The sequence below is a fragment of the Sphingobium yanoikuyae genome (assembly GCF_034424525.1).
Classification (GTDB): Bacteria; Pseudomonadota; Alphaproteobacteria; order Sphingomonadales; family Sphingomonadaceae; genus Sphingobium; species Sphingobium yanoikuyae.
In genome coordinates this window covers 1001736-1016069 of record NZ_CP139979.1, presented here as the reverse complement: position 1 = coordinate 1016069, position 14334 = coordinate 1001736, and the positions used below count along the sequence as shown (strand labels likewise).

The 14334-nt window shown below is 60.0% G+C and carries 15 protein-coding genes; 3 read left to right on the top strand and 12 right to left on the bottom strand.

Annotated features, from left to right (window positions below):
- Positions 1–340 precede the first annotated feature (340 nt).
- A complete protein-coding gene (locus U0025_RS04685) occupies positions 341–796 on the bottom strand; it encodes a helix-turn-helix domain-containing protein (protein WP_004211617.1) in 456 nt (151 codons plus the stop codon).
- Between the two features lie 440 nt (positions 797–1236).
- The gene (locus U0025_RS04680; protein WP_004211616.1) at positions 1237–1863 is read right to left on the bottom strand and encodes a hypothetical protein; all 627 of its coding nucleotides are present in this window, start codon (positions 1861–1863) and stop codon (positions 1237–1239) included.
- Between the two features lie 515 nt (positions 1864–2378).
- On the opposite strand from U0025_RS04680, the gene U0025_RS26070 reads away from it, so the two are divergent.
- The 3 genes from U0025_RS26070 to U0025_RS04670 all read left to right on the top strand — a co-directional run bounded on the left by U0025_RS26070 (position 2379) and on the right by U0025_RS04670 (position 3955).
- Positions 2379–2939: a cell wall hydrolase gene (locus U0025_RS26070; protein WP_080604515.1), complete on the top strand. Its 561-nt coding sequence runs from the start codon at positions 2379–2381 to the stop codon at positions 2937–2939.
- 204 nt (positions 2940–3143) lie between these two features.
- Positions 3144–3434, top strand: a complete 291-nt coding sequence (locus tag U0025_RS04675) for a type II toxin-antitoxin system TacA family antitoxin (protein ID WP_004211612.1) — start codon at positions 3144–3146, stop codon at positions 3432–3434.
- The gene (locus U0025_RS04670) at positions 3431–3955 is read left to right on the top strand and encodes a hypothetical protein (RefSeq protein WP_080604513.1); all 525 of its coding nucleotides are present in this window, start codon (positions 3431–3433) and stop codon (positions 3953–3955) included. Before U0025_RS04675 ends, U0025_RS04670 begins: the two co-directional genes overlap by 4 nt.
- Before the next feature lie 68 nt (positions 3956–4023).
- On the opposite strand, the gene U0025_RS04665 is transcribed toward U0025_RS04670, so the two are convergent.
- From U0025_RS04665 to U0025_RS04625, 10 genes are all read right to left on the bottom strand, one after another.
- The gene (locus U0025_RS04665; protein WP_004211609.1) at positions 4024–4869 is read right to left on the bottom strand and encodes a type II secretion system minor pseudopilin; all 846 of its coding nucleotides are present in this window, start codon (positions 4867–4869) and stop codon (positions 4024–4026) included.
- On the bottom strand, positions 4866–6941 hold the full coding sequence (gene gspD, locus U0025_RS04660) for a type II secretion system secretin GspD (protein WP_004211608.1): 2076 nt from the start codon (positions 6939–6941) through the stop codon (positions 4866–4868). The genes U0025_RS04665 and gspD overlap by 4 nt, the downstream gene beginning before the upstream one ends.
- A gap of 462 nt (positions 6942–7403) precedes the next feature.
- Complete coding sequence (gene gspM / locus U0025_RS04655) at positions 7404–7961, bottom strand: type II secretion system protein GspM (RefSeq protein WP_004211607.1); 558 nt, start codon at positions 7959–7961, stop codon at positions 7404–7406.
- Positions 7958–8983, bottom strand: coding sequence for a PilN domain-containing protein (locus U0025_RS04650; RefSeq protein WP_004211606.1), 1026 nt, complete (start codon positions 8981–8983; stop codon positions 7958–7960). The genes gspM and U0025_RS04650 overlap by 4 nt, the downstream gene beginning before the upstream one ends.
- Positions 8980–9672, bottom strand: coding sequence for a PulJ/GspJ family protein (locus U0025_RS04645; protein ID WP_004211605.1), 693 nt, complete (start codon positions 9670–9672; stop codon positions 8980–8982). Before U0025_RS04645 ends, U0025_RS04650 begins: the two co-directional genes overlap by 4 nt.
- A 3-nt stretch (positions 9673–9675) precedes the next feature.
- Positions 9676–10050: a type IV pilus modification PilV family protein gene (locus U0025_RS04640; protein WP_004211604.1), complete on the bottom strand. Its 375-nt coding sequence runs from the start codon at positions 10048–10050 to the stop codon at positions 9676–9678.
- On the bottom strand, positions 10047–10481 hold the full coding sequence (locus U0025_RS26065; RefSeq protein WP_037491242.1) for a GspH/FimT family pseudopilin: 435 nt from the start codon (positions 10479–10481) through the stop codon (positions 10047–10049). Before U0025_RS26065 ends, U0025_RS04640 begins: the two co-directional genes overlap by 4 nt.
- Positions 10465–10899, bottom strand: a complete 435-nt coding sequence (gene gspG / locus U0025_RS04635) for a type II secretion system major pseudopilin GspG (RefSeq protein ID WP_004211603.1) — start codon at positions 10897–10899, stop codon at positions 10465–10467. The genes U0025_RS26065 and gspG overlap by 17 nt, the downstream gene beginning before the upstream one ends.
- A gap of 13 nt (positions 10900–10912) precedes the next feature.
- Positions 10913–12124, bottom strand: coding sequence for a type II secretion system F family protein (locus U0025_RS04630; RefSeq protein WP_004211601.1), 1212 nt, complete (start codon positions 12122–12124; stop codon positions 10913–10915).
- The gene (locus U0025_RS04625; RefSeq protein ID WP_004211590.1) at positions 12124–13875 is read right to left on the bottom strand and encodes a GspE/PulE family protein; all 1752 of its coding nucleotides are present in this window, start codon (positions 13873–13875) and stop codon (positions 12124–12126) included. Before U0025_RS04625 ends, U0025_RS04630 begins: the two co-directional genes overlap by 1 nt.
- Positions 13876–14334: the final 459 nt, after the last annotated feature.

Below are 14334 nucleotides of genomic sequence, written 5' to 3'. Positions count from 1 at the left end.
CTCCTTGCCAGCAGCGATCGTCACGACGATTCCGAGCAACGCGTGCGCCAGCCTCTATTCAGTAGACACGTTGACACGCCCATTCTGGCAAAAGGAATTTCGGCATGTGCTCGCCTGAAGGACTGAGCGATCGCATCGATCCGATGGCGCATGAAGTTGGCGCGCTCTGGGACCGGTATATGGTCAACTGATACAGCAGGGGCCGATCCACTGCCTCGCAGCCAGCAAGCCATGCGCGACCAGGCTCATTATCTGCCGCCATGAGCTATCGCTGCCCCAGTATCAACCTCGGAGGAAGTACCCCCGGCGTAAAATCCAGGGAACGATGAACGGCATAGCATCACATCTCATGGATGACCTTGACCGTCTGGCCGGCACGCGGCTGTAGGGAAGCTTCGCGGTGCCGACGGCGCCATTGAGTTGGGCTGATCCCGGTAATGTCCGAAAAGGATTTGGAGAAATGGCCTTGAGAGGAAAAGCCGCATGCGTTGGCAATCTCGGCCAGGGACCAGCGGGTTTCTGCAAGCAAATGGAGAGCATGGGCAATCTTGGCGTTCAAGAACCAACGATAGGGCGCAACACCGACGGAGTTGCGAAAGGCTTTTGAAAAATGCGTCACGGAAAGGTCGAGGTGCACCGCGATGTCTGCGATCCGCATTCCGGTGGCGATTTGTTCCGCCATGCCCTTCTTGGCAAGTTTGACCTGCCAAGGCGCGAGGCGCGCAGCGCTGCTGGGAAGCGCCGCCCCGACATTGGAAACCGAAAGCACATCAAGGTCAATGCCTGTCTCGTCCATCGTCATCTCCTGTAGATGCAATGGGCGACCGATCTCCAAATCCATGCCCCGAGGCCTGGTTAGCCGGGCCTCATTTTCCAGCTTCAGCGGGCACAGTACGTGGAAATTTCGATCCGCACATGCTTCTATTATGAGAGACACTTCGGCGCCGAGAACTGGCAAGCGCAGGATGAAAATTAATATTTGTCGTTCAATATCAGTTTATTGAATGATACTCCTGCCGCGCTATGGAAGAGGCGGATGTGCGGGAAACCTGCAAGCATGGGCTCCTTCCCACCAGAAGGGCGGCCCCTCTTCCCTAGCCCCCACGAGGCCGGCTGCCGCCATGCCATTCGCCTGAAAGGGCATCCTGCCGGGGCATGCCCGGCACGTTATCAAAGTGCAAATTTTGGCGCAGCAACTTCTACCGCGAGTGAAGGGCAGCTCGTGTTCTCTTTGGCCTATAGCGCTGCGGAGGCCGCAGCCTGAGCCTGATTGCCGAGCTTTACGCCGCATTGGCCATAGTAGAGGTTCTTGAGGTCGAAGGTGACGGCGTCGTTGGCGCTGGTGAGAAACATGGTTGCAGTGGATTGGTTTGGAGCAATGCCGTCGATGACGACCAGTTTCACCGCGACCTCACTGATTGGCTTGGTCATTTCTACGCGCTGCGGCCAGAAATCGACGACGCGATCAAAGGCATGAGCTTCTGCGTCGCGCGCAATACCATCGGGATCTGCAACGATCCTGGTCTGAGGATCAACTGGCTCCGGTGGCGCGGTCGCTTCGGGTGGCGGTGCGGTGCGGACCGGCGTTTCGGGCAGGAACAGGCTGAACTTGTGGCGGCTGGAATAGGTGTATTCCGATGGATCCTGCTCTCGCTGGGTATCGAAATTTGAAATCCTGCCGAGGCTGCAATCGAGCAATCGCGCCGGGATCATCTTGGACGCTTTGGCGTCGACACCCGTCGGGATTGTAGCCGGGACGACGGCTGACGCCGCACCAGACCCGACTTCCGGCGCTGACTGGAATGCATAAACGGATAGCCCGAGAGCGGACACGGCTGCGATTGCGCCCAGTTTAAGGATCATTTTCTTGCTCCCAAGGTCAGTTATGACGGAAGCGGCCGCTGTTCGCAGCCGGAATGGAGATAATTTTATGCCAGGATTGTGCAAATTTCATCGTTTTGTCGTCGCTTGATCCGCAATTCCGTGGAACATTACTCAAGGTCAATATCGTTAAATCTTTTCATATCCATGACATCATAAATATAAATTCATCAATATATAGATTTGTATTTGAATCATATCTGTACAATTGGCATTATCGAAAGATAAAACCAAAAATTGTGAATCATTGATTCGCTTTTTAATGTGAATTTATAATAACTCATTAATTATTATGTATAATTACTACGAAGGATGGACATGCCGTGATCTGTAAGACCATCCGGATCGCCAATGCAAGGTCACGAAATGTTGGATGTTGGCAACGAAGCTCAAGCACCAGCGCACAGTCGATCAGAACTATCATTGGTGCCATTGCCGGAGGGGCTGCACTTGTAAGCAGTAACCCGATTCATGCCCAACTTCAGATTCCGCCATCGATGGAGGACTATTCCCGAGCATCGGAGTGTCTTACTCTCGCTGTAGCCTACGAAGCGGGCTACGAGAGTCTGGAAGGGAAGCAAGCGGTCGCAGAGGTGGTGCTGAATCGCCTGAGAAGCGGATCATTCCAAGGAACCGTTTGCGACGTTGTCTTTGAAGGATCGACCCGCCGCACCGGATGCCAGTTCAGCTTTACGTGTGACGGCTCGCTAAGGCGCAGATTGCCTGAACGCGTCATGGCCGAAGCCAGACTGGTCGCCGAGGACGCGCTGGCAAATCGCATACCTGCGCGTGCGCCCGGCGCGACACACTATCACGCCAACTATGTCAGCCCCTATTGGGCGCCGACGCTCACCCGTGTAACCCAGATTGGGGCTCACATCTTCTATCATACGCCAGGAAAACCTGCCCCATATGGCCGCGTCAACCTCGTGGACGCGCCCCTTACCACGATGTCCTCGCGCAACTCGTCTCCGAATTCTCAAACGCCAAAGGCAGAACCCGCCGTTTTCGCCCCATGGGGACTCGGCCCGGATGCATTGGCGGGCCGTGAGCCTTAAATCTGTAGCTGAGCGGTCGTTTTGCGAGAAATGAGCTTTTGCAGCTATGTCGGCATTCAGGGCCACTACGGTAGTCCATAAAAATGGCTACACCTTCCGATGCCCCCCGATATCCTCCAACGGCGATGCAGTCGGGTGTCAACAGCACATCGGCGTTGCATTTGTCGGTATATTGCCGTACATAAATGCCGAAGGAGTATCGCTGTGGTCACCAATTCTCAGGAGCGCCGCTCGGAACGGCTTGAAGTGCGGGTGCCACCTTCATTGCATAACCGTGTGAGCCAGGCAGCCGCCCTACGTGGACAGACGGTAGCAGCCTTCGTCACTGCAGCGGTTCAGGATGCCGCGCAGCGCGCCATGGACGATGCCGAGGTGACACGCCTCAACCGAGATGAGTTCGCCGAGGTGATGCGCGCAATCGATGGCGAGCGGGAACCCAATTCCGCGCTGGCCGCGGCGGTGGCCCGTCACCGTGCGATCACAGGTCATGTGTGAGCAACGAGATCAGAATCCAGATTGAGCGGTTATCTGGAGACCATGATCGAAGCATGTTCACCTGCGAGCAGCCCTCGCTCACCCACTATCTGCAGAAATTCGCAGGCCAGAACGAGCGCAGCGACATTGCCGCCTGTTTTGTGGCGGTCGAACCGGGCTCTACCAAAGTTCTCGGCTACTACACCATCTCAGCGCATGCCGTGCTGGAAAGTGAGTTATCATCTCGTCAGAAGAAAGGGCTACCCAGTTACGATCGGATTCCTGCCTTTCTGATCGGACGGCTCGCCCGGGACGTTTCGATGAAAGGCAAGAGGCTGGGCGAAGTTCTATTGGTCGATGCGATGGCGCGTCTCTGCGCGATCGAGGCCGCCGGGCGCATGATGGTTGTTGATCCTATCGATGACAACGCCAGCGCCTTTTACGGCCGCTATGGGTTTGAACCGCTTGGTCAATCGACGACGCGCTTGTTCCTATCGATGAAGGCAGCACGCAAGGCGTTTGGCGCGCCCAATGCGCCGTGATCAGATCTCGCGCGCCTATCTGCTTGCAAAAGGCCCCTGATCAGTCGGCGGCAATAATGCCGTTTCACTCAGTTTGACGCCCTGACAAGATAGGGGCGGTCTTTTCTGCCAGTGATTTCCACGACGACACGGCGCACGGCCCGGGCGCCGTTCGGTAGCTTGGCCTCGACAATGATCGTGAGCGGTCGGCCAGCAACGTCCGTGGCGTCGGAAAAGGCGAGCGCAGTCCGTTGTCCATCCCGTTCTCGTGCCCGGTCGATGGCGACTGGACTCCCGACCTGACCTCCCTTTTCCATAACCGCAAGGGCGCGCGGATCGGCGAATTTCGTATCGAAGGCTGCGCGCGCGGTATAGGCAGTGGCGATCGGGCGGATACGCTCGACGAGCTGCGTGTCAAATCCCCTAATGCTACCCAATTCCTCGATCGACGCGAGGAAGCCGTTGGCCGGGCGAATCCCCGCACGCTCATAATAGACGCTCTCGGCGCCGAATGGCCGCACCTCTTCATCGCCATCGGTCCAGTCGAGAAGCGAATCCCGTGCAATCAATAGGCGATCGCCCTGGAGTCCGACTTCTTCAAGGAGGCGGGTCGCCATGGCTTCATCCAACTGTCCGATCGGAACCTTTCCGCGTTCATCCTCGATTTTGACGCGGATGCGGGCGTCCCTGAAGGAGAAGCGCTGTTCCCGGCCATCGATCGGCCAGCGCTGGGTCGCATCGGTAGCGAGGAGATTGCTTAGGGTGCGCGCGACCCCAGCGTCAGCAGCCGCCCCCGCCTGGAGTTGATCATGCTCGGCCGCGACGTCGTCGATCCCCATCCGTGTCGCGGAGAGAATTGTCAGGGCCATTGCCGCGAACACAGCGATGCTGGCGACGGCCGCGACCAGCGCATATCCTTCCTCACCCTGCTTCACGGGATGGTGCCATGCGTCCGAAACGGCTCGAGCGTCCGCAGTTTTCCTCGCAGTTCCTCGGTGACGGCGCGGCCATCGTCCGGAGTTCGAATGACCTGAGGCTTCAGGAGAACGATGAGTTCGGTGCGGTTTTGACGATTGTCATGATTTCCGAAAAGACCTCCGAGCACGGGAATTCGGGAAAGGATCGGAATGCCATTTTTCCCGATCGTTTGAGAATCCCGAAAGAGGCCGCCGAGCGCGATGACCTGTCCGTCCAAAACGGCGACGGAGGTTGAGATGCGGCGCGTGGAGATCGTGGGCGACGCTGCACCGGAGCTGCTGTTGGCAGCAGCGCTGTTGGGGTTGACGTCGCTCACTTCCTGCGAAACGTCGAGCAGGACCGTGTTTCCTGCATTGACGCGCGGCGTGACGCGAAGGATCACACCGGTGTCGCGATATTCGATCGCGTTGACGATAGGCGCATTGGGGTTTTCGACGCTGACAGCGCTGCCTGTCGATACCGGGACCTGGTCGCCGACTTGCAGCGCGGCGGTCTGGTTGTTGAGCGTGACAAGCTTGGGTGCTGAAACGACGCGGACATTGGTGCGCTGTTCGAGCGCGTTAAGCGCGGCGCTGATGCTTCCGCCGGCGAGGAAATAGCTGAAGCCTGCCTGATTTGAGCCGGTGGGCATCGATGTCCCGTCGGTGACGCGAAAATTGCTATCTCCCGTCGCCCAGTTCCACTGAACACCGTAGCGCAGGGTATCGGTCAGCGTAACTTCTGTGATCGCGGCCTCGATCATGACTTGTAACGGCGCAATGTCGAGTTTGCGGAGGGCATCCTCTATCAAGGCGTATTCGCGGGGCGTCCCATGCACGACGATCGCGTTGTTGACTTCGTCGGCCGTGATCTTGCCGCCGCTGCCGCCAGAAGAACCAGAGCGGTTGTCGCCCTCGCGCGCGCTTTCCCGCGAAGTGGAGGCGCCACCGGCGGATCCTTCAGTTCCTGCAGGACGCGGTGTCTGTGAGGAACCGCTTGCAGAACGGGTCCGGCCTTCATCGCTGCTCCCGAATGGGTCGGATTGATCCCCCTCCCCGCCGCTGCTGTTGCCGTACGCCTGGTTGAGTGTCCGGGCGAGATCGCGGGCACGGCCGTGAAGAACGCGGTACACGAAAATGCGCTTCTCCGCATTTTCGCCCTCGCGATCGAGGATTTCGACCCAGCGACGGACATCCTCCAGATATTGACCGTTGGCGCTGACCGCGAGGATCCCGTTGATCCGTTCCATCGTGATGAGTCGGACCAAGCCGCGGGTGGGGGCATTTTCGGCGTTGATGAGTTTGTCGAGTTCGGGAACGATAAGGCGGGCGTCGGTGCGTTCCGGAACATAGAGCCCAAAGCTCATGTTCCGCAGCCAGTTGACGTCGAACTGCTTCAGCATATCCCGCGCGCTGCTGCGCTGGCCGGTCGTACCAGCGATCGTGATCCTGTTGCCTGCGGGGTCGATGTCCGCCACCACACCGGGGATCGCACTGTCGATGACCTTGCGGACTTCCTCGGCGTTGATGAACTGCAACGTGATTACTTCCGTTCCAAAGCCAATGGCATCGGGAGCGACAGGTGCCTTAGCCGCAGTCTCCGTTCGCACCGAAAAGCCATTGCCTATTGGGACCAGGGCGAGTTGGGCGGATCGCAAGGCCGTCTCAAACAGACCGATGATCTCCGAGCGCGCCACAGATCCCGGCGTCACCAGTGAGACCTGCCCATTGACGGTGGCGTCGACCTCGATCGGGATGCCCGTCACTTGCTGCACGGACGAAGCGACAGCGCGGACGTCCGCCTGAGGCAGATTGAGGCTCACATTGCCGCCGCGGATAGGGCGTGGTGCCGCTGCGGAGCCTTGCTGAGGGATCGGTCCTTCGCCGTCAACAATCGTGGAGCGCACTTGGGGCGCCGCCCGTTCCGCCTCGGCGACGATGGCGGGTGGCGTGGGCATTTGGAGCGGCACCGGAGCCTGAGTCGCGGCGCAACCTCCGAGCGAGAGCGTTACCAGGGCGATCCCGGCAAGCAAATTTGGCTTGATGTTCATCTTTGACTCCCATTCGCAGCCGCATTCGCCGGCAGGGGGGCTCCCGCGCCGAATGGGACAATGATCCTTTCTTCACCGCGTTCGAGCAGCACCGCGCCCTCGCGCACGGCGCGCAGACGCCAATCACCAATCCGCCCCCCCACAGCGATGCTTGTCGTTCGGCCGTCACCGCCTTGAACGACGGCATAAGTCGCGCGCCCGATCCGGATGGAGCCGACGATCTTGCGATCGCCGATCTGGCTTGCGCCGCCGGACGCCGCACTTGCGGAGGGCGCGAAGACTGAACGAGCAACGATTGCCTGACCGCCTACCGCACGTTCGGGCGTTGCATTGGATGAGCGGGAGGATCCCCCGCGGCCGACTGGGCCCGGGGGAGGCAGTTCGACATCGCCTGCGTCTGTTAGCTGAATCGCGACGGCTGCCGCGAGCAAGGCGCACAACAGCAGTGGTAGCCGTGCCGTCTTATCGAGCGGGGGCAGCGCGGATAGGAATCGCGATTTCAATTTGAACATCCATTGTTGAAGATTGGCCGGTGACGAGAGCGTCGTTCGCATCGACTGAAACGGTCTCCACGATGAGCCAGGGAGGGTTGTTCTGGAGCTGATCGAGGGTTGATACGAGTTGCGGGAGGTTCATTCGCGCCGCGATGCTCGCGCGCGCCCACCCCGCTTCCGCTTCTGCATCACCGACCCCGCGCACTTCGCCGCCGCTCCGTTCGACAATGCGCTGAGCCCGCGCCTTAAGCTGCTCCCGCCCCGCTTCCGCGTTTGCCGCGCCGATTACATAGGCCTCTATGTTTCGTCGGGCGTCTTCGGCTTGACGGCGCAATCGGGGGACCGATGCGATCGTGCGTTGATTGTGGAGATAGCTCAGGTTCAGTTGTTCGCGCTGCTGTGCCCTCGTTGAGAATCCAGCGGCGATTGGCGCAACGATTGCGAACCAGAGCACCGCAATAAGCGATACGAGGATAAGCAGGGCTACGAGCCTGCGCTCGCGGGGAGAAGTTGGACGGATCATCATCGGCGGGCGATCCTCGCCCCGATATCGAACGGCTCTCCGGCGGGCACTTCCGCCTGGATTTCGTCATTCATTGCGCGCACGTCGGCAAAGTTGCCGGACCGGCGCAGTTCGCCGGCGATGTCAGTGCGCGGCGGCTTATAGCCAGTGATTTTCACGGACGTTCCATCCCAGACATAGCGCTGAAGCCAAGCACCTTGGGGAATCGCTTCACTGATGACCGCTAGTCCCCCGATGGCATCATGGTCGCGTCGTTTGGCGAGCGAGCGGGCAACCAGCGTATGGTCCTGACCAGTCCTGCGCGTGATCGTCTTAGCGACGGTGACGACTGGCTGTTGCTCTTGCACGACCTGTTCAAGTCGCTCGACAGAGCGGACATCCTTCCAGATGAACAGACCGGTATTGATGACCACGAAGCAAGCCACGACCGCCCAAATCAGAGGCGTTGCGCTTCGGGGACGCGCGATCAGGCCAGCTTCGTGCATCGCCGGTGCGAAATCGAGAGGCGACGCAGCCGTCCGGTTATTCTCAACGAAAATGCGAACAGCAACCACCTTGGCGTCGGCAATCGTCTCCGCAATTCTTCGAGCTGTTTCGAGCGGCAAGCCGGCGATCTCGACACGGATTTTTGCCGGATCTGCCGTTGATCCAACCCTCCGTGCGGCGATGATCGTGGTTCCGCTCGGGAACGGTAACAAGCCATCACCCTCGAACGATGCCATTCGCTGCAAATCCCGATCGTTCAGCGCCGGCCGTTCGATTACACGGGCAAGACTCTCGCTGCGCGAAACGATCACCGCGACACGCTCACCGGGATGAGGACCATCGCTGGCACCCTTTTGGCCATTGGCGACTGGAGTCAGGGCGCCATCGGCAAATCGGTAGTGACCCAAGCCATCGGAGCGGGCATGGCGAAGCCTTGCAGGGAGCAATTGCTCGAGCTCCGCAACCCACCATCGGATGCCGCTCGCGATCCAGCGTCCGATGGTTGCCATATCTGCATTGAGGATTCTTTTGGAGCTCATCGTTCCTCACACTTTCCGGTCACCGGATCATTCCGACAGGTGCCGTAGCTGGTTGATCGGGGACGGATGACGAGGTCGGGCCAGATACGGCGATCGGTCTCGGCAAAGACAACCCGGACGCGAATGAGTTCAGGCGTTGTCGAGCGGTCCCACCAGCGATCTTGCCAGGCACGAGGCGCGCCGGGTTCGGGGGGCCCAAGATAGCTGATGGAAAGATTGCGCACACCGGTGAGCAGCCGGTTCGGGGTCCAGCCCACGAGGTCTGTTCCGCTCCTGTCGATGCCCATCTTACGTGAGTGGGCACTGTAGAGGACGAGATCCCCATTTGCGGTGCGCGTGAGGCGAAATCGCTGAAGAGCGTCCGCCCCTTCCCGATCGAACGGTGGTCCGACGAAGGTCAGCACGCCGCCCGTGCCGCGCAATTCCACGATTGGTATGGCGGAATCCGACCGGGTGATCGGGCGAAGGCGTTCGACGGCGCTGCGTAGGAGGTTTTGCGCGGCAACAACTTCGTCGACAGCGTTGATCGTCGCGCGGCTTCGCCCGGCGAGGATGCCGGCAGTCGTTAGGCCCTGCAGCAGGAGAGTCGCGGCCAAACCCATCAGCGCCAGGCTGACGAGAAGTTCGATAAGCGTGAAGCCGCCTTCCCGCTCGAATTGATGATCGTCAATGTAGCGCCACTCAGCCATTGATCACTGATCCAATCGCAGAGTTTCGACCCGGACGAGCTGGCGCCCCGTGTTGCGGTCCAGAACGTCGATCCGCACCTGCTGAAGGGCAGCCGCGCTATCACGGGCTTCGCTGCGCACAGTGTGGTGGGTGTAACGCCATGCAAGATCACCCTGGTGTCCGCTTTCGGGCAGCTCGCCTGGTCCAGAGGCGATACTGGCATGTGCGAGGAGGGAACGAGCAAGCAGAACGGCCTCGCGTTTCTGGGCGGTTCGGTTGCCTGCAAGCGCATGCGTGGAAACCGAATCGAACAGCATGGCGGACATGCCGGCGATGACAGCGAGGGAGACCAGCGTCTCGACCAGGCTGAAACCGGCTTCAGAGGGCGCCACCTTCATGATATGCGCTCGATGAGGCCGGTGGTGGGACGTACTCTCCAGCGCCGAAGTCTGACGCCATCGGCAACCGCAACTTCGCCACCGCTCGCAGACCCATCGGGGTAGAAGGTGACGCCGCCGGCGCGAGGGGTTCCGCGTAACCGTGCAGGCAGACGATCCACGACTGCACCAGCAGCAAAATCCCGCTGGTCAGAAGATATTGCAAAACGAACGGTGATGCCGCGACGCATCGCGTCCGCTCGCGCGCTGCGGAGCGCTGTCTCGAAGCGGGTCGCCCCATCGAGAAACTCCTGGTAGCGCAAGGCGGCCCCTACTGCTGGAAACGCGATTCCTGCGGCAAGTCCAAGGATCGCCAGAACGACCAGCGCCTCAAGAAGCGTGAACCCTGCGTCGGGGTGAGAGCGAGCCCTCGTATCACCAACTGCCCACATCCTTGGCCTCCCCGGTGCCGCCAGGTTTGCCGTCGGAGCCGAGGCTGTAGACATCGACCTCGCCATGCTCGCCGGGAATACGCAGCAAATAGGGGCGTCCCCACGGATCGGTGATGGCAGACTGCTCGGGGAGATAAGGCCCGTTCCAGCTCGGAAGATTCTGCGGAGCCTTCACCAGCGCTTCAAGGCCCTCTTGTTCGGTTGGATAGCGCGAGGCGTCGAGTTTGAAGAGATTGAGCGCTGCGACGACGTTCTTCGCCTGGACCTGTGCGGTCTTGGACTTGGAACTGTCGAGATACTTGATGACCTGCGGGCCGACGATCGCCGCTAGGAGGCCTAGGATCGCCAGAACGACAAGAAGCTCGAGGAGTGTAAATCCGGCTTCCTGCCCAGCGTCTTTTCCGGGTCGTTTTCTCATTCTGTTTCTCCCTTCATGAAGACAGCGCAAGGTCGTTGAATCCGAGAATCGCGGACATGATGGAGGCGATGATGCTTGCCACCGTCACGCCGAGCAGGACCGTGATGACGGGTGTGAGGATACCAATGATGCGTTCGAGACGCGTGCGGACGTCCCGGTCGAGAACGTCGGCGAGGCGGGTCAGCATCATGCCGAGTTGGGACGTTTCCTCGCCAGTGCGCAGGAAGCCGATCGCGAGCTTCGGGAGTACGCCGGAAGCTGCAAGTGGTGCCGTCAGCCCCCCACCCTCCTTGACGCCATCGGTGACCTTGCCGATGGCTGCCGCCAGGACCTGGTTGGTCAATGTGCGCTGCGATAGCGCCAGCGCAGCGGGAAGACCGACTTCACCTTCGATGAGCGCGCCCAAGGTACGAGCGAACCTGGCGGTCTCGATACGGCGAATGAGCTCACCCAATTGCGGTAAACGTAGGGCGACGCGATCACGTGCGAGACGGACCGCAGGCTGGCGCAAGGCGATGGCAGCGGCGAAGATGCTGCCCCCGAGCACAGCAAGTATGGCGATCCCGTAATGTCGAAGGATCTGGCTCGCGGTCATCACGACGAGCGTCGCAGTCGGGAGTTTCTGGGCGGTACTGGTGAACATGCGCTCGAACTGCGGAACGACGAAGAGGAGCATCAGGAGGACGACGCCAACCGCAATCACGATGAGGGCGATCGGGTAGATCATCGATGAGGTGACCAGACGCCGCAACTCGGCTTCCTGTTCGAGGGCACTCGCCAAGCGTGTCAGTGCTTCCCCAAGCCGGCCGTTCGCCTCGCCCGCTTCCGCCATCGCGACTGCGGTCGGCGAGAACAGTTCCGGTTTTTGCGCCATGGCGCGAGAGAGCGGCGCGCCTTCGCGTACATCGCGGAGGATATCGGCCAGATGGACGGCGACATCCTTGTCCTCGACGTTTTCAACGGCCAGTGAGAGCGCGCGGTCGAGTTGGAGGCCGGCTTCGAGGAGTACCGCCAGTTCACCGACACTGATCGCAGCAGCCTGGCGCCCTTTGCCCCGCGCTTTTGTCCGCTTAGCGGTCTCCATAGCCGGGACCACCACAAGTTCGAGTGGGCGGGCGCCATTACGACGCAACGCGGCCGCGGCATCACGGCGATCGCTGGCTTCGAGCTCGCCTGAAAGGCTCGAACCGTCGCTCTTGACGGCCCGGTAATGGTAAGTCGCCATCAGCCGTCCCCGCTCCCGACACGCATCACTTCTTCAAGTGTCGTGAGGCCTGCCGCCGCCTTGGCAACGCCATCAGCAACAAGGCTGCGCATTCCCCCGGCTTCCCCCGCAGCCTGGATCTCGGGAGTGTCAGCGCTGTGCAGAATCAGGCGCGAGATGGCAGCATCGACGCGAAGGAACTCCAGTACCGCGACCCGTCCGGAATAGCCGCTGCCGCCGCATCGATCGCATCCATGCGCATGAAAGAATTGGGCTGGTTCGACGGACCCTAGCAGCGGCGCCAGTACAGGGGGAATCTCGTCATCAGGACCATAAGGTCGCCTGCACTCGACACATAGCCGCCGCACGAGGCGCTGCGCCAGGATGCCGGTCAATACCGATCCGAGGAGAAATGGCTCGACACCCATGTCCAGAAGGCGGGAGATTGCGCCTGCCGCGGTGTTGGTATGCAGCGTGGAGAGGATCATATGCCCGGTGAGCGCCGCCTGGACTGCAATCTGCGCGGTTTCCGTGTCACGAATCTCGCCCACCATCATGACGTCGGGGTCTTGCCGGAGGAAAGAGCGGAGCGCAGTGCTGAACGTGAAGCTGATGGCGGGATTGACCTGGGTCTGGATGACCCCTGGCAGCCGGTATTCGATGGGGTCTTCGACGGTGAGCAACTTGCGGTAATCCGCGTTGAGTTCGGAAAGCGCCGCGTAAAGCGTGGTCGTCTTGCCGCTGCCGGTCGGCCCGGTGACGAGGACGATGCCATGCGGGCGGCCGATGGCCTCGCGCATCCTCGCGGTGAGTTTCGGGTCGAACCCCAGTGAGGTGAAATCAAGTGCAAGGCGTGAGCGGTCGAGGATGCGCATGACCACACTTTCGCCGTGGATAGACGGTGAGGTCGCAACGCGGAGATCGATTTCATGGCCGCGAACCGAAATACGCAATCGACCGTCTTGTGGTAGGCGGCGCTCGGCGATGTTGAGGCTCGCCATCACTTTGATGCGTGAGACCAACGGGGCCCGCATCGCGAGTGGAAGCTTCGTCGCCTGCCTCAGCATACCATCCACGCGAAATCGAACGATCAACCCATCATCGCTCGGCTCTATATGTATGTCGGACGCTCGCTCATCCGACGCGCGCGCGATCAGTCGGTTGACGGCGCGGATCACTGGCGCGTCGCTGACGAGGTCTTTCAACCTCTCGAGATCGTCGCTGTCGATCTCGCTTTCACCCTCTTCGGCAGCCTGCGCGGACCCGTGGTAGAGCCGCTCGATCGCAGCGTCGATGTCGCTGGCCCTTGCGATCAGGCGTTCGACCGCCCTTCCCCCGAACATGAACTGGAACGCTTGCTCAGGGAACGGATCAAAGGGATCGCTTACAGCGATGCGGACTTTTGCCTCATCGGCGTAGATGGGGATCGCCCGCGTTTCGCGCAGGAAATCGAGGGAGAGCCCGGGTCCTTCGACAGCGGATGAAGGTAGGGCAGCCCCCTCGATCACCGGAAGGCCGGTATGCGCAGACATTTCGGCTGCGATTCGGTCCTCGGAAAGCAGGCCGAGTCGGGTAACGACGGCATCGAGCCGTTCGTCGGTCTCGGCGTGGATGAGGAGCGCGCGCTGCAAGCTCTCGTCTGCAAGCAATGCCCGCGCGCGTAGCATTTCCTCGAATCCATTGGGATTCGCGGCAACCGGGCCATCCTCGTCCGTTATCGGCGCTTCCCGAACTTTATGCCAGGATCGTGCAATATTTGACACGCGGAACATGCTACCCCTGCTCATGCCTCCTGTGACAGTCCCTGCATAAGGAAAAAAATATCCAAGAGAACTAACTGGATATAAGCTATATCCTCGCATTGCTACAATATAGTTGCAATCAAATCTCCTATCATCTCGTCGTATCTAAAATGTCCAACCGAAATGGACAGAATAAACTGATGAGATTTGCTGTAGTTCAAACCCATCATAACAAAACTGTCATTTAGACTCGATAGATTTTGATTGTCGGATAGTGATCGAGTCGCAATCCGGCAAATTTGATAGTCCGATTGTTATTGCCGGATGTGTGACCCGAATATTCGGGTAACGGCGGGTGGATATGAGTCCTCGCGACGATGTCTGCTGGCGCTGCGTGTAGAACGAGGGTCCGTGCCATATCTTGCGATGTGGCAGTCGGGACTTTGCGTGACCGGGAATTTGCAAGGATCAGGCGCGCCGATCTTCGGA